Raw genomic sequence first — 22346 nt, 5'->3', positions numbered from 1 at the left:
AACGCTCCCCCGTCATCGGCGCTCTGTGAAGCCCAGCACGTCGCGCATGTCGTAGGCGCCCGGCGGCTTGCCGGCGGCCCAGCGGGCGGCGGCCAGCGCGCCACGGGCGAACAGGCCGCGGTCGCGGGCGGAGTGGGAGAGCGTCAGGATCTCCTCCTGGGCGGCGAAGATCACCGCATGCTCGCCGATGATGTCGCCGCCGCGCAGGCTGGCGAAGCCGATGTCGCCGGTCCTGCGGGCGCCGGTGATTCCGTCACGGCCGCGCTTGGCGACCTTCGCCAGCTCGACGCCGCGGCCGCGGGCGGCGGCCTCGCCCAGCATCAGGGCCGTGCCGGAGGGCGCATCGACCTTGCGGCTGTGGTGGGCCTCGAAGATTTCGATGTCGTAGTCGGCGGCCGGCAGGGCGCGGGCGGCCTGTTCGACCAGGCCCATGAGCATGTTGACGCCGAGCGAGAAGTTGCCGGCGCGCACGATGGCGACCTTCGCCCCGGCCTTGTCGATGGCCGCGGCCTGATCGGCGTCGAGGCCTGTCGAGCCGATCACCAGGGCCGGCCCACCGCGCGCCGCGACGGCCTGAGCCAGGGCCACGGAGGCGGCGGGCGTCGTGAAGTCGATGACCACCTCGGCGAGCGCCAGGGCCTCGTCCTGGCTGACCAGCCCCGCGCCTTCGGCGCCCGGCCGATCGAACCGCGCGGTGAGCGAAAGCCCCGCGTCCGCCTGGACCATGGCGGCCACGGCCTGGCCCATGCGCCCGAGCGCGCCGGCCACGGCGATCTTCAACGGCTGGCTCAGGTTCGCCTCCCCCGGGCGTCGCGGACGTGTTCGCTACTCTCGCGAGGGAGGCGGCCGGGTCAATGGGTTCTGCGCGTCAGGCCGGCTCGGGCAGGTTCATCATCTTGCGCATGGAGGTCTTGGCGACGCCTGGGCGGGCGTTCATGCGGTCGAGCCAGGCGAGCAGCGGCGAGCCGGCGATCAACTCGGCGCCCTCGGGCGAGGCCGGGACCATGTCGAGATGCGCCACCGCCATGATGTCGGCGAGCGAGATCCGGTCGCCGGCGAAATAGGGCTGGCCGCCGAGGATGTCCTCCAGCGCCTTCAGGCAGGTGCGCGCCAGGGGAATCGCGGCCTGCACGGCAGCCTCGTTGACCGGTCGCCCGACCATCGGGGCGACGATCCGGTTGAAGCCGATGCCGGCGCTCAGCGAAGGCATGACGTAGCAGTCGACGATGCCCATCACCTGGTTCATCCGCGCCTGCGCCTTGGGATCGGCCGGGACCAGGCTGGGGCCCTCGAACACCTGGTCGATGTAGCGGATGATCGCCTGGGCCTCGAACAGCTGGAACCCGTCAATATCCGCCGCCGGCACGCGGCCGAACGGCTGACGGGCCAGGTGCTCGGGCGACTTCTGGTCGCCGAAGCCGAGGGCCACGAGGGTGTAGGCGACCCCCTTCTCCTCGCAGGCCAGCATCGGGATGCGCACATAGGGGCTGCCGGGAATTCCGTAGATGGTCACTTGCGACATGGTCGTCCTCCTGCGGTTGAGGTGTGGGGTCAGGATTCAGCGGCGGTTTTGTAGAGGTCGAGGATGCTCCCCCAGCCGTTGTCCATGCTGGCGGCGGCGGTCTCGGCGCCCTTGCCCAGATTGGCCAGGTCGCGGTGCTCGAAGTCGACGCGGCAGCGGCCGGCGCCGAGATCGGTGAAGATCACCTCCACCTCGGTGTGCACGGAGGGATCGCAGGCCCACTCGCCGTTGATCCGCCAGGCGAGCAGCAGCCGGCCGGGCGGCTCCCAGGCCAGCACCTCGCCCCAGTCGTCCTCGCCGCCCTCGACGTCGACGCCGTACCAGCGGCCGCCGGCGCGGGGTTCGATCACCGCCTGCTTCAGCGGCGCCTTGCCGATGGTGTGGGTCTTCGGCCACCAGCGGTCGATACCGGCGGTGAACACCTGGAACGCCTTGGCCGGCGTCGCGCGGACCTCCAGGGTCTTGCGGATCGCCGCCGGGGTGATGGTCTGGCTCAAGCTTCGTCCTCCTCGTCGTCGTCGTCTTTTTCGGCCTCGGCCTTGAAGGCTTCCAGGGCGGAGTCCCAGAAGCGGTCGAGCCAGGCGCGGATCTGCCCAAGCCCCTGCGGATCGATCTGGTAGACGCGGCGCGCGCCCTCCGGTCGGTCGGTCACCAGACCCGCGTCCTTGAGCACCTTCAAATGCTGCGACACCGCCGGCCGGCTGACCGGCAGGTCGCTCGCCAGCTCGCCCACCGAGCGCGGGCCCTGCGCGAGGCGCTCGAACACCTCGCGCCGGGTGGGATCGGCCAGGGCCGCGAAAGCGTTCTTGGTTTGATTGGCGTTAGCCATCACTTACCGTAAGCCTGGACTAACACGTGAGTCAAGCGCCGACCGCCATTGCCGCCCGGCCCTCCGCGACGCTACCTAGCCGCGCATGAGCGCCGCGCCCTTGAAGAGAGCCCTGCCGCCCGCCGTCCGCCAGCTGGGGCGCACCGCCTATGAGTTCGCCCGCGGCAGTCTGGTCGACGCCGCCGAATGGGCCTCCGGCCGGCGCCGGCCCCTGACCCCGCCCCGGCGGCTGTGGCACCTGATCGGCAGCGGCCGGATGGATTTCCACGGCTCCGGCGACCTGCTCCGCGAATGGCTGATCGAGCAGGGCATGACCCCCGACGACCGCGTGCTGGACGTGGGCTGCGGCCTGGGCCGGCTGGCGGTCGCGCTGAGCGGCTATCTTTCGCCGCGCGGCGGCTACGACGGCTTCGACATCATGCCGCCGGTGATCGCCTGGTGCCGGCGGGCCTTCGCAGCCTATCCCAACTTCCGCTTCCAGCTCGTCGACGTGAAGAGCCGGCGCTATCGCAAGGGCGGCGCAGCCCAGGCCAGCGCCTTCGTCTTCCCCTACGCCGACTCGGCCTTCGACCTGGTGTTCCTGGGTTCGGTGTTCACCCACCTGATGCCGGACGACATGGCCAACTACCTGGGCGAGGTGGCGCGTGTGATGAAGCCGGGCGCGCGCTGCGCCATCTCCTACTACCTTATGAGCCCCACGCGCCGCGCCGAGGTGGAGCGGGGCGGCGGCGTGTTGAGTTTCCGGCACCGCGGCGACGGCTACTGGGCGGAGGACGCCAGCCTGCCGGAAGCCGCCATCGCCTACGACGACGCCGAAATCGCCGCCCTGTTCGAGGCGCTCGGGCTGGAGATCGTCGCCCGCTATGACGGCCAGTGGTCGACCGCGCCGCTGCACTCGCAGGACGTGCTGATCGGACGCAAGCTCTGAGCGGCGGCCGTCCGTCCCCAGGGTGAAGGTTGTTTGAAAAGGCCGGGCTCTCTATAGGTGGCCGCTTCCACGCCCGGATGACGCCCAAGGACACCGCCGCCGCCATGAGCGACGCCGAAAAACGCACCTTCACCGATGAGGAGGCCCTCGCGTTCCACCGCGAGCCGACGCCGGGGAAGATCGCTATCGCGGCGACCAAGCCGATGGCGACCCAGCGCGACCTGTCGCTGGCCTATTCGCCAGGCGTCGCAGCCCCGGTGCTGGCGATCGCCAAGAACCCGGACGACGCCTACGAATATACCTCCAAGGGCAATCTGGTGGCGGTGATCTCCAACGGCACGGCGATCCTGGGGCTCGGCAACCTCGGCGCGCTCGCCGCCAAGCCGGTGATGGAGGGCAAGGGCGTACTCTTCAAGCGCTTCGCCGACGTCGACGCCATCGACATCGAGGTCTTGGCCACCGACCCCGACGAGATCATCACGGTGGTCAAGAACATCGGCGTCACCTTTGGCGGCATCAACCTCGAGGACATCAAGAGCCCCGAGTGCTTCCGCATCGAGACGGAGCTGCAGGAACTCCTCGACATCCCGGTGTTCCACGACGACCAGCACGGCACGGCGATCATCTGCGCCGCCGGCCTGATCAACGCCTGCGAGATCACCGGCCGCAAGCTGAAGGACGTGAAGGTGGTGCTGAACGGCCCGGGCGCGGCCGGCATCGCCACCCTGGAGCTGATCAAGGCCATGGGCGTGGCGCACGGCAACGTCATCGCCGTCGACCGCAAGGGGGTTCTGTACCGCGGCCGCGGCGAGGATATGAACCAGTGGAAGTCGGCCCATGCGGTCGACACCGACAAACGCACCCTGGCCGAGGCGCTCGAGGGCGCCGACGTGTTTATCGGCCTGTCGGTGAAGGGCGCGCTGACCGGCGAGCTGGTGAAGAAGATGGCGCCCAAGCCGATCATCTTCGCCATGGCCAATCCCGACCCGGAGATCACCCCCGAAGAGGTCTATGCGGTGCGTCCCGACGCCATCGTGGCCACCGGCCGGAGCGACTATCCGAACCAGGTGAACAACGTCCTGGGCTTCCCCTACATCTTCCGCGGCGCCCTGGACGTGCGGGCCCGGCAGGTGAACATGGAGATGAAGATCGCCTGCGCCAACGCCCTGGCGCAGCTGGCCCGCGAGGACGTGCCCGACGAGGTGGCCGCCGCCTACCACGGCCTGCAGCTGAAGTTCGGGGCGGAGTACATCATCCCGACGCCCTTCGATCCGCGGCTGATCTGGTACATCCCGCCGTTCGTCGCCCAGGCGGCCATGGACACCGGGGTCGCGCGCAAGCCGATCGAGGACATGGACGCCTATCGCGCGTCGCTGGCCCAGCGGCTCGATCCCACGGCCGCCTTCCTGCAGAAGCTGCAAGGCGCGGTGCTGGCGGGGCCGAAGAAGCGCATCGTCTTCGCCGAGGGCGAGGAGCCCAGCGTGATCCGCGCGGCCTACGCCTTCCAGACCGGCGGGCTCGGCGACGCCATCCTGGTAGGCCGCGAGGAGCTGGTGCATGAGAACATGCAGCTCGTGGGCCTCGATCCCGCGGAAGCCAAGCTGGAGATCGTCAACGCGCGGCTCTCGCACTGGAACGAGGCCTTCGTCGACCACCTCTATGCCCGGCTGCAGCGCGAAGGCTACCTGCGCCGCGACGTGCAGCGGCTGATCAACCAGGACCGCAACTCCTTCGCCGCCGCCATGGTGGCGCTGGGCCACGCCGACGGCATGGTGACAGGCGTCACCCGGGCCTTCGACCAGGTGCTGGAAGAGGTGCTGCGGGTCATCGACCCGGCGCCGGCCGGCCGGGTGCTGGGCATGAGCGTGGTGCTGGCCAAGGGCCGCACCATCTTCATCGCCGACACCAATGTCACCGAGATGCCCGAGGCCGCCGATCTGGCCGAGATCGCCTGCGAGGCGGCCCGCGCCGTGCGCACCCTGGGCTACACGCCGCGCGTCGCCTTCATGAGCTATTCGACCTTCGGCAATCCCATGGGCGAGCGGTCGGAGAAGGTTCGCGACGCGGTCGCCATGCTCGACCAGATGGACGACATCGACTTCGAGTACGAGGGCGAGATGCCGCCGGAGATCGCGCTCGAGCCGGAGGGCCGCGCCAACTATCCGTTCATGCGCCTGTCGGGCCCCGCCAATGTGCTGATCATGCCGGCCATCCACTCGGCGGCCATCTCCACCCAGCTGATCAAGACCCTGGGCGGGGCGACGGTGATCGGCCCAATCCTGCTGGGCCTGGAGCGCGCGGTGCAGATCTGCCCGCTGTCGGCCAACGTCTCGAAGATCCTGCAGATGGCCACGGTATGCGCCTATGAGCGCCCCCTGGCCGAGGCCGAACTCTGATGCAGATGGCGACACGCCTTCTGAGTTGAGGTCGCGCGCCGGAAAAGGGGAAGCGGGCGATCGCCGTCCCCTCCCCGCCAGGAGCGCTTCCGATGAGTTCGGCTTTCAGTCTCGGCATCGACTTCGGCACGACCAACACGGTCGTGGCCCTGGCCGGCCCGGACGGGCCGGCGCACCTGGCGAGGTTCCCGGCCCCGGAAGGGGAACTGTTCGCCTTCCGCTCCTGCCTCTCCTTCAACGCCCCGCCGGAACGGCCCTCGGATCGCCAGGTGGCGGCCGGGCCCTGGGCCATCGAGGCCTATGTGGAGGATCCGGTCGAGACTCGGTTCATCCAGTCGTTCAAGAGCTTCGCGGCCGCCGAGAGCTTCACCGAGACCCAGGTCCTGGGGCGTCGCTATCGGTTCGAAGACCTGCTTTCGGCCTTCCTGCTGAAGATGCGGGAATACGCCGGTCCCGACATGGCCGAGCTGCCCGGCCGGGTGATCGTCGGCCGGCCGGTGACCTTCGCGGGCGCGGCGCCCAGCGAGCCCCTGGCGCTGTCGCGTTACGACACGGCCTTTGGGCGGATGGGGTTCACCGAGGTGCTCTATGCCTACGAGCCGGTGGGCGCGGCCTTCTTCTTCGCCCGCACGCTCGACCGTGACGCCACCGTGCTGGTCGGCGACTTCGGCGGCGGCACCAGCGACTTCTCCATCATCCGCTTCGAGCGCCCAAAAACCGGAGAGGGGGCGGGCGAGATCCGCTCGACGCCGCTCGGGCGGGCGGGCGTGGGCGTGGCCGGCGACGCCTTCGACTACCGGATCCTCGACCGGCTGGTCTCGCCGGCCATGGGCAAGGGCTCGAGCTACACCTCCTACGGCAAGGTATTGCCTGTTCCCAATCGATACTATTCCGCCTTCGCCCGCTGGGATCAGCTGGCCTTGATGCGCGCCAGCCGCGACATGCGCGAGATCCGCGGCCTGCTCCGCGCCGCGGTCGAGCCGGAGAAGATCGCCCGGCTGATCGAGACCCTGGACGAGAACTACGGCTACCAGCTCTACCGCGCGGTCTCGCGGCTGAAGGAGACACTGTCGGTCCGCGAGCACGCCGACTTCCGCTTCGAGGCCGGCTCCATCCACATCGCGGCTGCGGTGACGCGCGCGGAATTCGAGGGCTGGATCGCCCCGGAGCTGGCGCAGATCGAGGCCGCCGTCGACCGCGCGCTGGCCGACGCCACGCTGCCGCCCAGCGGCATCGACCGGGTGTTCCTGACCGGCGGCTCGTCCCTGGTTCCGGCCGTGCGCGCCATCTTCCACCGGCGGTTTGCGCCCGAGAGGATCGAAACCGGCGCGGAACTGGAATCCATCGCCTCGGGCCTGGCCCTGATCGGCCGCGAACGCGACCTGTCGCGCTGGACGTCTAGTTCGAAGCCTTCCGGAGCGTCGGGCTTCCCAGGTCGAGCTGATCCACCGGGATGACCTCCAGGTTTGGGAGCTTGGCCTTCAGGGCGGCCGCGAAGGCCTTCGCATCGCCGGCGACCACGACGCTCGCCCCGTCTGGCGACAGGATCCGGCCGGCGAAGCCCTGCACCTCGACCGGCGTCACCGCCTCCACGTTCGCGGTGTAGCGGGTGATCTCGTCCAGGGGCACGCCGTAGAGCGCCAGGTTGCCGAGGATGTCGGCCAGGCCGCCGGTGGTGGCGAGCGAACGGCCGAAGGAGCCCACCAGCACCGACTTGCGGGCCTTCAGCTCCTCGACCGTCGGCGGGGCGGCGGCCAGCTTGCGCATCTCATCCTGGATCAGATCCAGCACCTGCGGCGCGGACTCGTTCTTGGTCTGGGCCGTGGCGCGGAAGGCGCCGGTGGTGCGGTCGGCCGTGAGGCGCGAGGAGGCCCCGTAGGACAGGCCCCGCTTGACGCGGATCTCCTCGTTCAGCCGCGCCGAATAGCCCCCGCCCAGCACCGTGTTGGCGACGATCCCGGTGTAGTACTGCGGGTCCGAGCGGGCGATGCCCGGCTTCACCAGGTTGACCGAGGCCTGGCCCGTGCCGGGCAGGTCGATGGCAATGGCGCGCGCCGTCGGATTGGGCCGGATGACCGGCGCGGGGGGCAACGGCTCGGCGGGACGGGCCCAGTCGCCGAAAGCCTGCTGCGCCAAAGCGAAAGCCCGTTCCGGCGCGATGTCGCCGGTGAACACCAGGACCGCATTGTCGGGCCGGAACCAGGCGCGGTGGATTGCGACGAGGTCCGCGGGCTTGAGGCGGGCCAGCGAGTCCGGCGTGCCGCCCGCCACATGGCCGAACGGGGTGCCGGCAAAGATCACCGGATCGGCGGCGAAGCCCGCCACCTGGCCAGGTTCCTGGTAGGCGACCGACAGGCTGTCGAGCTCCAGTTGCCGCTGGCGATCCAGCTCTTCCGCGGCGAAGGCGGGGTTGCGCGTCACGTCGGCCATGATCGGCATGGCGGCGGCCAGCTTGTCGGGCATGACGTTGAGGGTCACCGACGAGGCCTCGAGGCCGGCCCCGGATTCCAGGGTCGCGCCCAACGCCTCCACCTGGCGGGCGATCTCGCGGGCCGAGCGGGTCCTGGTGCCCTCGGTCAGCATGTCGGCGGTCATGTCCGTCGCGCCCGCCAGGCCCGGCGGATCGGCCCAGGCGCCGGTCTTGACGGTCAGGTCCGCGGTGACCAGCGGCAGGTCCGAGGAGCGCGCCACGATCACCCGCAGGCCATTGGCGAGGGTGCGCTCCGTGGGCTTGGGGAGGATTGGCTGGACCGGCGCGCCGATCGGCGGCGGCTTGAGCCGCTGGGCCGGCGGAGCGAGCTGGAAGACGGGGCCGGCATACTTCACCACCCGCTTGGGCGGCGCGGGCTCGTGCGGGATGGGCGCGCCCTTCGGCCGGGCGCTCTCGGCGCGGTAGCGGATGGTCATGCGCCGGTCGGGGTCGAGGTATTTCTGCGCCACGCGCTGGACGTCGGCCGCGGTGACGGCGGAAAGGTCGGCGAGCTCGCTATTGGCCTTGGCCGGATCGCCCTGGATGCGCAGCGCATAGCCCAGCGCGAAGCCGCGGCCGTCGATGGTCTCGCGCTCCCGCAGCTTGCCGGCGATCAGCTCGGTCTTGGCGGTCTCGAGCTCGGCCGCGGTCGGCGGGGCGGCGCGCAGTTGCCCGACCTGGGCCAACAGGGCCTTCTCGCCCTCCTCGATGCCGTGGCCGGAGGCCATGACCGCGCCCACCATGAAGCTGCCCGGCTGTTGCGGCAGGTCGGCGTTGGAATAGATCTCGGTGGCGATCCGCTTGTCGTACACCAGGGTGTCGTAGAGCCGGGACGACTTGCCGCCCGAGAGGATCTGATCGAGCACCTTGAGCGCCGGGGCGTCCGGGTCAGCGGCCTTGGGGCCAAGCCAGGTGATCACCACGGCGGGCAGGGGCACGGTCGGGCCGTAGCCGTCATACACGCCAGGGCCCGCGCGCGGCGGCTCCACCACGGTGACCCGCTTGACCGGCGCGGCCGGATGCTTCAGCGGCGCGAAATATTTGGCGACCCAGGCGTCGAGCTCACGCGGATCGAAGTTGCCGACCACGATCAGGGCGGCGTTGTCGGGCCGATAGTAGGCCTGGTGGAAGGCGCGCACGTCGTCGACGGTGGCGGCCTCCAGGTCCTGGATCGAGCCGATCGAGGAGCGATGATAGGGGTGCGCCTTGTAGGTGGCGGCCGGCACATAGAGGCTGAACAGCCGGCCGTAGGGCGCGGCCAGCACGCGCTGGCGCAGCTCCTCCTCGACCACGGCGCGCTCCGACTTGAAGTTGGCCGGATCGACCACGAGCGCGCCCATCCGCTCACTCTCCGCCCACAGCAGCCGCTGCAGGTGGTTGGCCGGGACGACCTCGAAATAGTTGGTGAAGTCGTCGTAGGTCGAGGCGTTGTTCACCCCGCCGACGTCCTCGGTCAGGCGGTCGAAGCTCTCGGGCGGCAGGTCCTTGGTGGCCTTGAACATCAGGTGTTCGAAAAGGTGGGCGAAACCCGAGCGGCCGGCCGGATCGTTCTTCGCCCCGACGCCGTACCAGACCTGCACCGTGACGTTGGGCGTCGTGCGGTCGAGCGAGCTGATCACCAGCAGGCCGTTGGCCAGCCGCTGGGTCTTGAAGCCGATCGGCGGGACGTGCGTCGCCGAGGCGGGCGGCGGCCCGGCGGTCTGGGCTGCGGCCGCCGCGCCGGTGAGCGCGAGAGCCGCCGCGAGGCCGGCGGCGAAGACGTGACGAAGCATGCGCGCGTTCCCGATCTGGCGAGAGCCGCAACCCATAGCACCGCGCCGCGGCGGGGAAAGCTTACGGCTGTGTCACCTGCGCCTGGCCGCCGGTTTCAGCCCGCCAGCTTGACCAGCATCTTGCCGGTGTTCTGGCCGGCCATCAGACCGATCAGCGCGTCGGGCGCGGCGGCGATGCCGTCCCTCACCGTCTCCTGATACTTGATGCGGCCCGCCTTCAGCCAGCCGCGCATGTCGCGCTGGAAGTCGGGATAAGCGTGCATGAAGTCGGTCCCCACGAAGCCGCGCAGGGTCACCCGCGAATAGATGATGTTCGACAGGTTCGAGACCACCGAGTGGCCGGAGTTGTATCCCGAGATGAAGCCGCAGACGGGAATGCGCCCGAGCGTGTTCATGCGCCGCAGCGCCGCCTCCAGGTGGTCGCCGCCGACGTTGTCGAAATAGACATCGACGCCCTTGGGCGTGGCCGCCTCCAGGGCCTGGCGGATCGGCTCTTTCTTGTAGTTGATCACGGCATCCAATCCGACTTCGTCCTTCAGCCAGCGGGCCTTGTCGTCGGCGCCGGTGGAGCCCACCACATAGCAACCCTTGAGCTTGGCGATCTGCGCCGCCACCGATCCCACGGCGCCGGCCGCGGTGGAGACGAACACCTGCTCGCCATCCTTGAGCTGGCCGATGTGCAGCAGGCCGCCGTAGGCGGTGAAGCCGGTCATGCCGAGCACGTGCATGTGGACGGTCAACGGCAGATCGGGATCGGGCTCGAGCTTGGTCAGCCCCTTGCCGTCGGAGGTGAAGAATTCGCGGAAGCCCAGGCGGTTGGTGACCAGGTCGCCCACTTTGAAGTCGCCGTGCCTCGACTGCACGACGCGGCCCAGCGCCCCGCCCATCATGGCCTCGTTCAACGCCTGGCCGGCCGTGAGCCTCGGCCGCATGGCCGGATCGACGGACATGTAGAGGTTCTCGACCAGCACCTCGCCGTCGGCGGCGTCGGCCACATCGCGGTCCACCAGAGCGAAGTCCGCGGGGCTCGGCGCGCCGCTGGGGCGCTGCACGAGATGGATCTCACGGCTCTTGGGCATGGGAGGTCTCCGGACATGATCGAGGCAATGGCGTCACTGTGGCGCGCGACCGGCGCCTGCGCCAGCGGCCTCGCTCAGCGGCCGGGCCAGGCGTCGCCCCAGCGCAGCCGACGGGCGGCGGCGTAGGCGGCCTTGTCGCGGCGGACGACGGTGCGCGCCGCGAGGCCCTCCGCGCCGCAGAGCTTGAAGACGGTCCCGCCCTTGGAGACGCGCGGCGCGGCCAGCACGCGGGCGCTGCGGGCGGCGCCGGCGATCCCCGGGCGCGCGGCGATCAGATAGGCGAATTTCTCGTCCTCGAAGGGGACTTCGGCGCCCTTGGTCGCCAAGTGGTCGCGGCTGCGCGGCAGGCGGACGCTGAAGTGACACCAGTCCGGGGCCGCGAGCGGGCAGGCCGCGGCGTGCGGGCAGGGCGCCAGCAGCTCGGCGCCGGCGGCGATCAGGGCGTCGCGCGCGGCCAGGATGCGCTGGAAGCCTGCCGTCGTGCCGGGCTCGACCAGGGCCAGCACGCCCTGGCAGGCGGTCCACAGGGCGTGGACCACGTCGCGTTGGGCGGCGGGCTTGATCTCGGCCAGGGCGTAGCTGGCCACCACGAGGTCGGCCGGGGCGCCGACACGGCCCGCCGCGAGGTCTGTTCGCAGGACCTCGGCATCTCGCAGCGCCGTCGGGCCGTCGCGCGCCAGCCGCGCGGCGAGGTCCAGAAAGGGCGCGCTGGCGTCGAGCCAGGCGGCGGAGGCGAGCTGCGGCCAGGTCTCCGTCGCCGCCCAGCTGGCCGCGCCCGGACCGGAGCCGGCGTCCAGCAGGCTGCGCGGCGCAAAGCCCGGCGCCATCCGCCGCGCCTCGTCGAACACCGCCGCGCAGGCCGCGTAGGTCGCCGGCAGGCGGACCAGGGCATAGGCCAGCGCATCCTCTGGCGATCGGATCACCTCCGCCGAGCCCCGGCCGGCGCGGTAGGCCTCCGACGTGCGGGTGGCGCGGCTCGCCAGGTCCCGGCGCGAGACGCCCTCCAGCTCGCGGGCCAGGGCGGCGCGCAGGGCCGCCGGCAGGTCGCGGTTCATCGCACGCGGGCCACGGACTCGCGCCGCAGAGCCTGCAGCGCCTGCGGCACCTCGAAGCGCAGGGCGATCCGCGCCAGGTAGCCCGGCACCCGGAACGGGGCGCCCGCCCGGTTCTCGTAGAACACCCGCGAGCCGGCGCCATGCGGCTCGATCCGCCACTCGCCCTCGAACACCATCAGGTCGCCGCCGACCCGATGGAAGCGGACCCGTTCCGGCGGCTCGTAGTCGGAGCGGAACACGTTCCTCACCGAGGGCACGAAGGTCATCTTGCTGATTTCCTCGCGCACGTCCCAGCGGCCGGCGGGATCGCGTTCGACGATGCGGCAGCTCTTCAGGCTGTCGACCATCTTCGGCGCCAGGTCGCAGTCGGTGATCACCTTGAACACCACCTCCGGCGGCGCGGCGATGTCGATGGCCGCGCGGATCAGGCCTGAAACCCCGTCGGGATCGGAGCGCACCTCTACATAGGCGCGGCCCCGGTCGAGCACGGCCTGTTCGCGCGGCGAAATCTCGACGGCGCCGGCGGCCGACGCGGTCGTCAGGGATGCCAGCAGCGCGAGCGCGGAACCCATGCGAACACCGAGGCTGGCCGCCGGGCGCACCTGTCTTCGCTAGGCCTCGGCCGGCGCGTGGTTCTTGACCAGATCGTCGACCACGGAGGGATCGGCCAGGCCCGAGGTGTCGCCCAGGTCCTTGACGTCGCCCTCGGCGATCTTGCGAAGCAGCGGCCGGACCAGTTCGCCCGCGGGGGTCTTCGGCAGGCCGCGAACGAACTGCACGACGGCGGGAACGGCGTGCGGCCCCACCTCGCGGCGCACAAAGCCCTTGATGTCGGCCTGCAGCACGTCGGTCGCGACCTCGTCGGGCTCCAGCTGGACGAAGGCGTGGATCGCCTCATCGGCGCCCGCGCCGGCCACGCCGATCACCGCGGCGTCGGCGATGGCGCCATGGGCCCGCAGCACGGCTTCCAGGTCCGGCGCCATCAGCGTCTTGCCGCCGGAGCGGATCTGCTCGTCGCCGCGGCGCGCGGCGCGGTTCCTGACCAAGTCGTCGACCACCGAGGGGTCCGCCAGCGTCGAGGTGTCGCCGAGATTGGAAAGGTCGTCCTCGGCGATCTTGCGCAGGATGCGGCGCATGATCTTGCCCGACCGGGTCTTGGGCAGGCCCGGCGCGAACTGGATGACGTCGGGCGCCGCGAAGGGCCCGATCTCGCGCCGCACCCATCCCCGCAGATCCGCGCGCAGGATGTCCGACGGCTCCACATCGGCCTTCAGCGTCACGAAGCAGTAGATGCCCTGGCCCTTGATATCGTGCGGATAGCCGACGACCGCGGCCTCGGCGACGTCGTGGTGGCCGACCAGGGCGCTCTCGATCTCGGCGGTGCCCAGCCGGTGGCCGGAGACGTTGATCACGTCGTCCACCCGCCCGGTGATCCAATAATAGCCGTCCGCATCTCTGCGGGCTCCATCGCCGGTGAAGTACTTGCCGGGATAGGTGGTGAAATAGGTGTCGATGAAGCGCTGGTGGTCGCCATAGACGGTGCGCATCTGGCCGGGCCAGCTATCGGTCAGGCAGAGGTTGCCGTTGGTCGCGCCCTCCAGGACCTTGCCATCGCCGTCGACCAGCTGCGGCTTCACGCCCGGCAGCGGCTTGGTGCAGGAGCCGGGCTTGAGCGGCGTCGCGCCGGGCAGCGGGCTCATCAGGGTCGCGCCGGTCTCGGTCTGCCACCAGGTGTCGACGATCGGGCAACGCTCCTCGCCCACCACGCGGTGGTACCAGAGCCAGGCCTCCGGATTGATCGGCTCGCCGACGGTGCCCAGCAGGCGGATGGACTTGCGCGATGTCCTCTTCACCGGCGCGTCGCCCTCGCGCATCAGGGCGCGGATGGCGGTCGGGGCGGTGTAGAAGATCTCCACCGCGTGCTTGTCGCAGACCTCCCAGAACCGCGAGGAGGTCGGATAGTTGGGCACGCCCTCGAACATCACCGAGGTGGCCGCATTGGCCAGCGGCCCGTAGACCACATAGCTGTGGCCGGTCACCCAGCCCACGTCGGCGGTGCACCAGAAGACCTCGCCGGGCCGATAGTCGAAGACCACCTCGTGGGTCCAGCTGGCCCAGGCCAGATAGCCGCCGGTGGTGTGCAGCACGCCCTTGGGCTTTCCGGTCGAGCCCGAGGTGTAGAGGATGAACAGCGGGTCCTCGGCGCTCATCGGCTCCGGATCGCAGGTGTCGGAGACGCTGGCCTTGAGGTCGGAATAGTAGGCGTCGCGGCCGGCCTTCATCGGCACCTCGGCGCGGGTGCGGCGCACCACGATCACGTCGGTGACGTCCGGGCAGGCCTTGAGGGCTTCGTCGACGTTGAGCTTCAGGGGCACCGGCTTGCCGCCGCGCAACCCCTCGTCGGCGGTGATCACGATCTTCGAGGCGCAATCCTGGATGCGGCCCGACAGGCTGTCGGGCGAGAAGCCGCCGAACACCACCGAGTGCACCGCCCCGATCCGGGCGCAGGCCAGCATGGCCACCGCCGCCGCCGGGATCATCGGCAGGTAGATGGTCACCCGGTCGCCCTTCTTGACGCCCTTGGCCTTCAGCACATTGGCCATCCGGCAGACCTCGGCGTGCAGCTGGCCGTAGGTGAGCGCGTCGTAGCTTTCGCCGTCGTCGCTCTCCCAGATCAGCGCCACCTGCTCGCGGCGCTTGGCGAGGTGGCGGTCCACGCAGTTGACCGAGACATTGAGGACGCCGTCGGCGTACCAGCGGATGTGGAAGTCGTCCCTGTTGAACGAGACGTCCTTGATCTGCGTCGGCGGCTTGATCCAGTCGAGGCGCCCCGCGAGCTCGGCCCAATAGCCCTGCGGGTCGTCCTCGACGCGCTGGCAGGCGGCGTCATAGGCGGCGGCGTCCATGTGGGCGCGCTTCGCCCAGGCCGGCAGAACCGGGAACACCTCGTCCGACATGGGTCCGTACTCCCCGAAAACAGTGTCGCCGAGCAGTATGCGGAGCGGGGGGATGGGTGCAAGCCACGCCAGGCGCCCTTGAGCTGTGGACGGCCCGCCCAGGCCGCTTGCCGCCGCGGACGGGCGCCCCCATGGTCGCGCCGATGGTTCGGTGGCTTCGGGCAGCGGCGCTGGGCGCCCTGATGGTGACGGCGCAGGGGTGCGGCGGGACTCCCGAACGGGATGCCGGCAAGACGGTCCAGGCCCTGCTCGCCGCCACGGCCAGCGGCGACGCCAAGGCCTTCGAAGAGGCCATAGACCGCCCCGCCCTGCGCGCCGACCTGCGCCAGCAGATGATCGGCGTGGCGCGCGCGAACGGCCTGGACGTCGGCGGCCCCTCCGACTTCGCGCTCGACCGGATGATCGGCCCGCAGGCGATCAAGCTGTCGCCCCCCGGCGCGCCGAGCCTCGCGCAGCTGACGCCGGTGCTAAAGTCGACCGGCAAGGACCGGGTCTGCCTGCACGACCTCACGCCGCAACAAGCCTGCCTCCTGACCTTCGCCCACGAGCCGGGCGGCTGGCGGCTGGTGTCCATGCCGGCCGGCGACGTGGTGGTGGCGATCCCGCCGGCTCCGGTGAAGAAATAATCCCTCCTCCTGCCGGGCAGGGATGCGGTATGGCGGGGGCCCGACCTGAGGACGGCTCCATGCTGCTGCATCTCTCCACCTGGATGGAGATCGAGGACTACCTGAAGCGCTCGAAGACGGTGGTCATCCCCATCGGCTCCAACGAGCAGCACGGGCCGACCGGCCTGCTGGGCACCGACTGGCTGTGCCCGGAGATCATCGCCCACGAAGCGCAGAAGACGAATCCGGACCTGCTGGTGGCGCCGACCTTCAACATCGGCATGGCGCAGCACCACCTGGGCTTCCCGGGCACCATCGCGCTGCGACCCTCGACCTTCATGGCGGCGATCGGCGACTGGTGCCGCAGCCTGGGCCTCGCCGGCTTCGAGCGGATGTATTTCCTGAACGGCCACGGCGGGAATGTCGCCACCATCGAGGCGGCGTTTTCCGAGCTCTATGCCGAGGCGACCTACCGCCAGACCCACCGCGGCTTCGCCTGCAAGCTGAAGAACTGGTGGGAGCTGCGCGGCGTGATGGCGCTGGCCAATCGGCAGTTCCCCAGCGGCCACGGCAGCCATGCCACGCCCTCGGAGATCGCGGTCACCCAATGGGCCTATCCGGACGCCATCAAGGCGGCGAACTACGCCCCGCAGGTCGCTCCCACCGGCCCGATCCGCGAGGCGCTCGACTTCCGCGCCCGCTATCCGGACGGCCGCATGGGGTCCGATCCCGGTCAGGCCACGCCGGAAAAGGGCGGTGAGCTGGTCGCCGCGGCGGTGGCCGGCCTGGTGGAAGACGTGGCCGCGTTCAGCGCCGAGGTCGCGCCGGCCTGATTGGCGGACCCTTAGGACCGTTCATTTCTGCAGGGAGCAGAGCGCGTCGAACAGCTTGATCCGCTCATCCGGCGCAAGGCCATACAGATCCTGAAGCGCGGAACGACCGAGGACGGTGTGAGCTCTTTCCCTGACGCTGGACTGGCAGATGTCCACCTTGGACGCCCACCGCACTTGATCCAGCACATCGACGAGCAGGTAGGTGTCGACCTCCCGCTCTGATTCAGTACGAACGAGAATGGCGTCGACCGCGGCTTGCCCGCGGGACGCCAGTTCCCGGTCGAGCACGAAGCTTCCATCACTTTCGCGCACAATGCGGGAATACTTTTCATCGAGAACGTAGAGCGCGATTGGCGAGAGATGCCTCGCCTCCTCTGGCCATTGCGCTTCATCGGCGCAGAAGAAGCGATCGGCCCGGCAAAGCCGGGTGGCGAGATCACCGCCGCAGGCAGCCAACAGAAGCGCAAGAGTTGCGCTGGATAAGATCAGACAAATGCCTTCCCGCGATCGCATGAGCCTAATTCGCGGCCTCCTCCGCCGCATAGGTCAGGCTCACGAACACATCCTCGAGGTCCGGGTCCTCGGTGGAGATGTCCTTGATGTGGAGGCCGGTCTTGCGGATCGCGGCCAGCACCTGTTCGACGCTGGACTGGCCGGTCCGATAGGTCACCGAGAAGCCGCCGGCGGGCATGAGCTGGGTGTCGAAGCCCGGCAGGGCCGGCGCCGCCGCCACCGGCTCCTCCGGCGTCACCAGCACCTTGCGGGTGTCCATGCGGCGCAAGAGCGAGCTGGTCGACTCGCAGGCCACCACCTGGCCACGGTTGATGATGGCGATCTGGTCGCAGAGCTCCTGGGCTTCTTCCAGATAGTGGGTGGTGAGCACGATGGTCACCCCCTTGCGGTTCAGCTCCAGCACATAGTTCCAGAGCTGGCGGCGCAGCTCCACGTCGACGCCGGCGGTGGGCTCGTCGAGGATCAGCACCGGCGGATTGTGCACCATGGCCTTGGCGACCATCAGGCGGCGCTTCATGCCGCCGGAGAGCTGACGGACGTAGGCGTTGGCCTTGTCGGCGAGACCGAGCGCGGTGAGCAGCTCCATGGTCCGCCGCTCCCTGGCGGGCACGGCGTACATGCCGGCCGCCACCTCCAGGCTCTCGCGCGGGGTGAAGAAGGGGTCGGCGGCGATCTCCTGCGGCACCACCCCGATGGCGGCGCGGGCGTCCCTGGGCCGCTCGTCGATGTCGCGGCCCCAGATGGTGACCTGGCCGGAGGTCTTCTTGCAGAGGCCGGCAAGGATGTTGATGAAGGTCGACTTGCCGGCGCCGTTCGGGCCGAGGAGGCCGAAGATCGAGCCGCGCGGGATCGCCAGGTCGATGCCCTTCAGCGCCTGCATCTCCGGCGTCGTCTTGGTCGCCGCATAGGTCTTGACCAGGCCCTTGGCTTCGATGGCGTAGTCGGGCAGGTCCATGGGCTCTCCAGTCGTTGACGGCGCGAGACCGCCTCGCCTAGGTAGGCGCGCGCGCCCCTCGCGCCAAGCCGGGGACCGCAGTTGAGGACATCCCATGGCTCGTGTCGTTCGCAACCAAGGCGCCAAGGCCCAGACGCGGCCCGAACCGATGCCGGCCCAGCCCGCGCTGACGCCCGATCTGCCGGCGCCGGAGATCGTCGAAGTCCGCTCGGGCCGGGTGGCCTGCGACGGAGTCGGCGGCGCGCTCGGCCACCCGCGGGTCTGGCTGGAGATGGGCGAGGCCGATTTCGTCGAATGCCCCTACTGCGACCGCCGCTTCGTGCTGGTCAGGGGGGCGAGCGGCGCGGAGGACGAACGCCTGGCGCCCGGGGTCTATGAGGGCCCGCACGGGCACTAACCTGTCCTAGGCTTCACTGGCCGAGTGGCCGCCTTGCGCCTAGCGTCCCCTCGTCTGGGGAGATGCCGATGATCCGATCCACATTCGCCGCGGCGCTGATCGCCCTGCCCGCCGTCGTCTCGGCGCAGAGCCTGCCGCTTCCGCCGCCCGCCAATCACGCGCCATACAGACCCTCGCCGCCCTCGCCCTGCGTCGACGCCGCGCATCGCCAGTTCAGCTTCTGGGTGGGCTCGTGGAACGTCACGGCGACCGGGGCGACCAAGGTGATCGCGCACAGCCAGATCACCAGCGCCTACGCCGGCTGCGCGATCCTCGAGCATTGGGCGCCGATCGGACAGAAGGCGGACGGTGGCAGCATCTCCAGCTATGTGCCGGCCGAGCACGCCTGGCGGCAGACCTGGGTGGATTCCTCGGGCGCGCGGGCCGAGTTCAAGGGCGGCTGGGACGGCCAGGCCATGGTGCTGACCGGCCCCTGGCCCCTGCCCGACGGACGCGCCCGGATCGTGCGGATGACCTATACGCCGGGCGCCGATGGCTCCGTGCGGCAGGCGGGCGAGGCCTCGTTCGACGACGGCCGCACCTGGACGCCGAGCTTCGATTTCACCTATCGGCCGACGCCGGGCGTTCGGCCGCAGCCATTCCTCAAGCGCTAAGGCGGATTAGACCCTCAGCGGCATCAGGATGTACTGGACGAGGCCGTCGGCCGGGTCGAGCACCAGGGCCGGGTCGTTGGGGCCGCCGAAGCGCAGCTCCATGGTCTCGCCGGAGATCTGGTCGGTGATGTCCAGGAGGAAGCGGGCGTTGAACGACAGCTCGAAGGCGTCGCCGTCGTAGTCGACTTCCAGTTCCTCGACCGCCTGGCCGGCCTCCATGTTGCGGACCGTCAGGATCACCTTGCCGGACTCGAAGGCCAGCCGGACCGAGCGGCTCTTCTCCGCCGAGATGGTCGCCACCCGGTCGACCGCCTGGGCGAACAGCTTGGAGTCCACGTTGACCGAGCGGGTGTTGTCCTTGGGGATCACCCGGCCGTAGTCGGGGAAGTTGCCGTCGATGACCTTGGAAGTCAGGGACGCGCCGCCGAAGCCGAACTTCACCTTCTGCGGGCTGATCTGCAGCTGCACGTTCTCGCCGGCGTCCTCCAGCAGGCGCCGGGCCTCGCTGATCGTCTTGCGCGGCACGATGACGCCCGGCAGGCCGACGGCGCCTTCGGGCGCGGGCATGTCGGCGAGCGCCAGGCGGCTGCCGTCGGTGGCGACGGCGCGCAGCTTCTGGGAGCCGTCCTCCACGACGCTGTGGAGGTACATGCCGTTCAGATAGTAGCGCGTCTCCTCGGCCGAGATGGCGAAGCGCGTCTTGTCCACCAGGCGGATCAGGTCGGCCACGTCGAGGGTGAAGTCGCCCGACAGGCCCTCGGAGCTCATCACCGGGAAATCGCCGGCCGGCAGCACCGGCAGGTTGAAGCGTGAGCGGCCGGCCTGGACCGTCAGCCGCGGATCCTCTCCGGTGAAGGACAGCGAGACGTCGGCGCCCTCCGGCAGCTTGCGGACGATCTCGTACAGGGTGTGGGCGGGCGCGGTGATCTGGCCCGGCTGGTCCACCTGGGCCGGCGCCTCGTCGACGATCTCCATGTCGAGATCCGTGGCCGAAAAGCTCAGCTTGTTGTGCTCCGCCGAGAGCAGCACGTTGGACAGGATGGGGATGGTGTTGCGCCGTTCGACGGCGCTTTGCACGTGCCCCAGGGCCCGCAACAGCGCCGCCCGCTCGATCGTCAGCTTCATGCCTTTGTCCCGGACTTCACCGCGCGGCGATTCGTTTCGCCTGCGCCCCGACTGGAAGGGACTTCGGACATTAGCGGATTTGCGAGGCCGGGGAAGCGGATCGTTGCGGTTGCTTAACTTGACTTCGCGCCGCCGGGCGCGAGGCTCGCCATCGGACCGTAGAGGGGGGGAACCACCAGATGCCGCAACTCGACCGCAGACAGATCCTGTTGGGCTCCGCCGCCCTGGCGGCAGGGGGCGCGCCCGCGCTCGCCGCCGCGGCGGCGGGGGGGCCGCCCGTCGCCCGGGTGCAGCCCGTGACCGAGGAGATCTTCGGCGTGCGGCTGACCGATCCCTACCGCTGGATGGAGACCACCACCGATCCGGACTGGAAGCCGTTCCTGCTGGGCCAGAACGCCCATGCGCGCCAGGTTCTGGGGACGATCCCCGGGCGCGAGGCGCTGGCGCAGAAGATCGGCGCGGTCACCGGCGTGCTGACCGCGGTGACCGCCGTGCAGGCGGCCGGCGCCTACATCTTCACCGAGGTGCGGCCGCCGGGCGCCAACACCTTCAAGCTGTTCGTGCGCGAAGGCCGCTCTGGCAAGGACCGGCTGCTGCTCGATCCCGACCTGCGGGCCAGCGCCTCGACCCACTATTCCCTCGACTACTGGTCGGCCTCGCCGGACGGCCGGCACGTGCTGGTGGGCGTCTCCCCGGCCGGCTCCGAGGACTCGGTCATCGAGATCATCGAGACCGCCACCGGCAAATCCCTGCCCGAGCGCATCGACCGGGCGCAGTTCGGCAGCCCGTCGTGGCTGCCCGACGGTTCTGGCTTCTTCTTCGTGCGCCTGAAGGAAGGCACCAAGCACGGCGATCCCGACCACTATTCCGACAGCGTCAACTGGCTGCACAAACTCGGGACCGAACCCTCGGCCGACCTGAAGGTGATGACCCGCGGCCTCGACCCTGCGGTGGTCATGCAGGACATCGACGTGCCGGTGGTGCTGGTGCAGGCGGGCTGCGAGGCCGCCATCGGGCTGGTGGCGCGCGGCGTGCTGAACGAGGTGGAGGCGCACGTGGCCCCTCTGGCCAGCGTCGCCGCCGGGCGACCGCGCTGGTCCCCGCTGGCGAGCTTCAGCGACGACGTCACCGGCGTCGGCATGCGCGGTAAGGACCTCTACCTGCTGACCCACAAGAACGCCCCGCGTTTTCGCCTTCTGAAGACCAGCGCCGCCAATCCGAGCCTGGCCGACGCCAAGGAGGTCGTGCCGCAGAGCCGGATGGTGCTGAAGGGCTTCGGGGCGGCCCGCGACGCGGTCTATGTTCAGGCGCTCGACGCCGGGCTCGGCAAGGTGATCCGGCTGGCCCCCGACGACCGCCTGCAATCGCTGCGCCTCCCCTATCCGGGGACGGTCAGCCAGCTCTCGACCGATCCTCTGCAGGACGGCTGCTGGTTCATGCTGGACAGCTGGGTGAGGCCGCCGGCGCTCTGCTATGGCGCCCCGGACGGCGCCGTCACCGTCACCGACATCGCGCCCAAGCCGCCCATCGACGTCTCCCGCTACGCCAGCCAGGAGGTTATGGTCACCGCGCGCGACGGGGTGAAGGTGCCGCTGTCCATCGTCTACGCCAAGGGCGTGAAGCGCGACGGGACCGCGCCGCTCTACCTGCAGGCCTATGGCGCCTATGCGCTCGACATCGATCCGGGCTTCTCGCCGCGCTTCCTGCCGTGGCTGGACCTCGGCGGCGTCTATGCCGTGGCCCACGTGCGCGGCGGTGGCGAACTGGGCGAGGACTGGCACAAGGCCGGCCAGAAGCTCACCAAGCCGCACACCTGGCGCGACTGCATCGACGCCGCCAGGTGGCTGATCGCCAACAAATGGACCAACTCGCCGAAACTGGCGGTCGAGGGCACCTCGGCCGGCGGCATCATGGTCGGGCAGTTCCTCACCGAGGCGCCGGGCCTCTTGGGCGTGGCGGTGGTGCGGGTGGGCGATTCCAACGCCACGCGCTTCGAGTTCATGGAAGCCGGGCCCGCCAACATCCCCGAGTTCGGCACGATCAAGGACCGCGACGGTTTCAAGGGCCTCCTGGAAATGGACGCCTATCAGCACGTGAAGGACGGGGTCGCCTATCCGGCGGTGATGCTCACCACCGGCATGACCGATCCGCGCGTCGCGCCCTGGGAGGCCATGAAGATGACCGCCCGCCTGCAGAAGGCCACCAGCTCCGGCAAGCCGGTGATCCTGCGGGTCGAGACCGACGCCGGCCATGGCCT

The 22346-nt window shown here is 70.1% G+C and carries 20 protein-coding genes and 1 pseudogene; 8 read left to right on the top strand and 13 right to left on the bottom strand.

Annotation, left to right across the window (positions count from 1 at the left end; translation table 11 throughout):
* Positions 1–12: 12 nt before the first annotated feature.
* The 4 genes from dapB to VGT80_RS11760 form a co-directional block, all read right to left on the bottom strand.
* Entirely contained in the window at positions 13–792 is a 780-nt protein-coding gene (dapB, locus tag VGT80_RS11775) for a 4-hydroxy-tetrahydrodipicolinate reductase (protein ID WP_327456142.1), read from the bottom strand.
* Between the two features lie 76 nt (positions 793–868).
* Entirely contained in the window at positions 869–1522 is a 654-nt protein-coding gene (locus VGT80_RS11770) for a glutathione S-transferase family protein (RefSeq protein ID WP_327456006.1), read from the bottom strand.
* Positions 1523–1551: 29 nt separating this feature from the next.
* Positions 1552–2019: an SRPBCC family protein gene (locus VGT80_RS11765; protein ID WP_327456004.1), complete on the bottom strand. Its 468-nt coding sequence runs from the start codon at positions 2017–2019 to the stop codon at positions 1552–1554.
* Positions 2016–2351 (bottom strand): metalloregulator ArsR/SmtB family transcription factor, encoded by a 336-nt coding sequence (locus VGT80_RS11760; protein ID WP_327456002.1) that lies wholly within the window; start codon positions 2349–2351, stop codon positions 2016–2018. Before VGT80_RS11760 ends, VGT80_RS11765 begins: the two co-directional genes overlap by 4 nt.
* Positions 2352–2451: 100 nt before the next feature.
* Here VGT80_RS11760 and VGT80_RS11755 point away from each other — a divergent pair, with 100 nt between their 5' ends.
* From VGT80_RS11755 to VGT80_RS11745, 3 genes are all read left to right on the top strand, one after another.
* Entirely contained in the window at positions 2452–3279 is an 828-nt protein-coding gene (locus VGT80_RS11755; protein WP_327456001.1) for a class I SAM-dependent methyltransferase, read from the top strand.
* 77 nt (positions 3280–3356) lie between these two features.
* Positions 3357–5675 (top strand): NADP-dependent malic enzyme, encoded by a 2319-nt coding sequence (locus tag VGT80_RS11750; RefSeq protein ID WP_414693908.1) that lies wholly within the window; start codon positions 3357–3359, stop codon positions 5673–5675.
* 92 nt (positions 5676–5767) lie between these two features.
* Entirely contained in the window at positions 5768–7132 is a 1365-nt protein-coding gene (locus VGT80_RS11745) for an Hsp70 family protein (protein ID WP_327455998.1), read from the top strand.
* Here the strand turns inward: VGT80_RS11745 and VGT80_RS11740 are convergent.
* From VGT80_RS11740 to acs, 6 genes and pseudogenes are all read right to left on the bottom strand, one after another.
* On the bottom strand, positions 7074–9917 hold the full coding sequence (locus VGT80_RS11740) for a pitrilysin family protein (RefSeq protein ID WP_327455996.1): 2844 nt from the start codon (positions 9915–9917) through the stop codon (positions 7074–7076). The genes VGT80_RS11745 and VGT80_RS11740 overlap by 59 nt on opposite strands.
* Before the next feature lie 95 nt (positions 9918–10012).
* Positions 10013–10996, bottom strand: a complete 984-nt coding sequence (locus tag VGT80_RS11735; protein WP_327455994.1) for an NADP-dependent oxidoreductase — start codon at positions 10994–10996, stop codon at positions 10013–10015.
* 74 nt (positions 10997–11070) lie between these two features.
* Positions 11071–12051, bottom strand: a complete 981-nt coding sequence (locus VGT80_RS11730; protein WP_327455991.1) for a small ribosomal subunit Rsm22 family protein — start codon at positions 12049–12051, stop codon at positions 11071–11073.
* On the bottom strand, positions 12048–12623 hold the full coding sequence (locus tag VGT80_RS11725; protein WP_327455989.1) for an SRPBCC family protein: 576 nt from the start codon (positions 12621–12623) through the stop codon (positions 12048–12050). The genes VGT80_RS11730 and VGT80_RS11725 overlap by 4 nt, the downstream gene beginning before the upstream one ends.
* A gap of 39 nt (positions 12624–12662) precedes the next feature.
* Positions 12663–13034 carry an AMP-binding enzyme gene (locus VGT80_RS11720; RefSeq protein WP_327456141.1) on the bottom strand — a complete coding sequence of 124 codons (372 nt, stop codon included), beginning with the start codon at positions 13032–13034 and terminating at the stop codon, positions 12663–12665.
* Positions 13035–13079: 45 nt separating this feature from the next.
* Positions 13080–15008: pseudogene (acs, locus tag VGT80_RS11715) on the bottom strand (acetate--CoA ligase); the annotation flags it as partial.
* A 143-nt stretch (positions 15009–15151) separates the two neighbouring features.
* On the opposite strand from acs, the gene VGT80_RS11710 reads away from it, so the two are divergent.
* Both VGT80_RS11710 and VGT80_RS11705 read left to right on the top strand, forming a co-directional pair.
* Entirely contained in the window at positions 15152–15634 is a 483-nt protein-coding gene (locus tag VGT80_RS11710) for a hypothetical protein (RefSeq protein WP_327455987.1), read from the top strand.
* Between the two features lie 59 nt (positions 15635–15693).
* Entirely contained in the window at positions 15694–16446 is a 753-nt protein-coding gene (locus VGT80_RS11705; RefSeq protein ID WP_327455985.1) for a creatininase family protein, read from the top strand.
* A gap of 21 nt (positions 16447–16467) precedes the next feature.
* Here the strand turns inward: VGT80_RS11705 and VGT80_RS11700 are convergent, their stop codons facing one another.
* Complete coding sequence (locus VGT80_RS11700; protein WP_327455983.1) at positions 16468–16959, bottom strand: hypothetical protein; 492 nt, start codon at positions 16957–16959, stop codon at positions 16468–16470.
* A gap of 4 nt (positions 16960–16963) precedes the next feature.
* Positions 16964–17914, bottom strand: a complete 951-nt coding sequence (locus VGT80_RS11695; RefSeq protein ID WP_327455981.1) for an ABC transporter ATP-binding protein — start codon at positions 17912–17914, stop codon at positions 16964–16966.
* Between the two features lie 148 nt (positions 17915–18062).
* Here VGT80_RS11695 and VGT80_RS11690 point away from each other — a divergent pair, with 148 nt between their 5' ends.
* Together VGT80_RS11690 and VGT80_RS11685 are read left to right on the top strand one after the other, a co-directional pair.
* Complete coding sequence (locus tag VGT80_RS11690) at positions 18063–18311, top strand: zinc-finger domain-containing protein (protein ID WP_327456140.1); 249 nt, start codon at positions 18063–18065, stop codon at positions 18309–18311.
* Between the two features lie 68 nt (positions 18312–18379).
* Entirely contained in the window at positions 18380–18964 is a 585-nt protein-coding gene (locus tag VGT80_RS11685) for a hypothetical protein (RefSeq protein ID WP_327455979.1), read from the top strand.
* Positions 18965–18970: 6 nt separating this feature from the next.
* Here VGT80_RS11685 and dnaN read toward each other — a convergent pair whose 3' ends face one another.
* Positions 18971–20089, bottom strand: a complete 1119-nt coding sequence (gene dnaN / locus VGT80_RS11680; protein ID WP_327455977.1) for a DNA polymerase III subunit beta — start codon at positions 20087–20089, stop codon at positions 18971–18973.
* 179 nt (positions 20090–20268) lie between these two features.
* On the opposite strand from dnaN, the gene VGT80_RS11675 reads away from it, so the two are divergent.
* Positions 20269–22346, top strand: a 2078-nt coding sequence (locus tag VGT80_RS11675; RefSeq protein ID WP_327455975.1) for a prolyl oligopeptidase family serine peptidase, incomplete at its 3' end; no start/stop codon positions are given.

The sequence above is a fragment of the Phenylobacterium sp. genome, from assembly GCF_035944335.1.
GTDB lineage: Bacteria > Pseudomonadota > Alphaproteobacteria > Caulobacterales > Caulobacteraceae > Phenylobacterium.
The sequence above is the reverse complement of the archived record's forward strand: the minus strand, read 5'-3'. Positions and strand labels throughout refer to the sequence as shown.

What these genes read in the sequence shown, in the direction of transcription:
- VGT80_RS11770 (WP_327456006.1), bottom strand. Translation starts at nt 1,522, where the DNA reads ATGTCGCAAGTGACCATCTACGGAATTCCCGGCAGCCCCTATGTGCGC.
- VGT80_RS11760 (WP_327456002.1), bottom strand. Translation starts at nt 2,351, where the DNA reads ATGGCTAACGCCAATCAAACCAAGAACGCTTTCGCGGCCCTGGCCGAT.
- VGT80_RS11750 (WP_414693908.1), top strand. Translation starts at nt 3,357, where the DNA reads ATGACGCCCAAGGACACCGCCGCCGCCATGAGCGACGCCGAAAAACGC.
- VGT80_RS11745 (WP_327455998.1), top strand. Translation starts at nt 5,768, where the DNA reads ATGAGTTCGGCTTTCAGTCTCGGCATCGACTTCGGCACGACCAACACG.
- VGT80_RS11740 (WP_327455996.1), bottom strand. Translation starts at nt 9,917, where the DNA reads ATGCTTCGTCACGTCTTCGCCGCCGGCCTCGCGGCGGCTCTCGCGCTC.
- VGT80_RS11735 (WP_327455994.1), bottom strand. Translation starts at nt 10,996, where the DNA reads ATGCCCAAGAGCCGTGAGATCCATCTCGTGCAGCGCCCCAGCGGCGCG.
- VGT80_RS11730 (WP_327455991.1), bottom strand. Translation starts at nt 12,051, where the DNA reads ATGAACCGCGACCTGCCGGCGGCCCTGCGCGCCGCCCTGGCCCGCGAG.
- VGT80_RS11725 (WP_327455989.1), bottom strand. Translation starts at nt 12,623, where the DNA reads ATGGGTTCCGCGCTCGCGCTGCTGGCATCCCTGACGACCGCGTCGGCC.
- VGT80_RS11720 (WP_327456141.1), bottom strand. Translation starts at nt 13,034, where the DNA reads ATGGCGCCGGACCTGGAAGCCGTGCTGCGGGCCCATGGCGCCATCGCC.
- VGT80_RS11710 (WP_327455987.1), top strand. Translation starts at nt 15,152, where the DNA reads ATGGTTCGGTGGCTTCGGGCAGCGGCGCTGGGCGCCCTGATGGTGACG.
- VGT80_RS11705 (WP_327455985.1), top strand. Translation starts at nt 15,694, where the DNA reads ATGCTGCTGCATCTCTCCACCTGGATGGAGATCGAGGACTACCTGAAG.
- VGT80_RS11700 (WP_327455983.1), bottom strand. Translation starts at nt 16,959, where the DNA reads ATGCGATCGCGGGAAGGCATTTGTCTGATCTTATCCAGCGCAACTCTT.
- VGT80_RS11695 (WP_327455981.1), bottom strand. Translation starts at nt 17,914, where the DNA reads ATGGACCTGCCCGACTACGCCATCGAAGCCAAGGGCCTGGTCAAGACC.
- VGT80_RS11690 (WP_327456140.1), top strand. Translation starts at nt 18,063, where the DNA reads ATGCCGGCCCAGCCCGCGCTGACGCCCGATCTGCCGGCGCCGGAGATC.
- VGT80_RS11685 (WP_327455979.1), top strand. Translation starts at nt 18,380, where the DNA reads ATGATCCGATCCACATTCGCCGCGGCGCTGATCGCCCTGCCCGCCGTC.
- dnaN (WP_327455977.1), bottom strand. Translation starts at nt 20,089, where the DNA reads ATGAAGCTGACGATCGAGCGGGCGGCGCTGTTGCGGGCCCTGGGGCAC.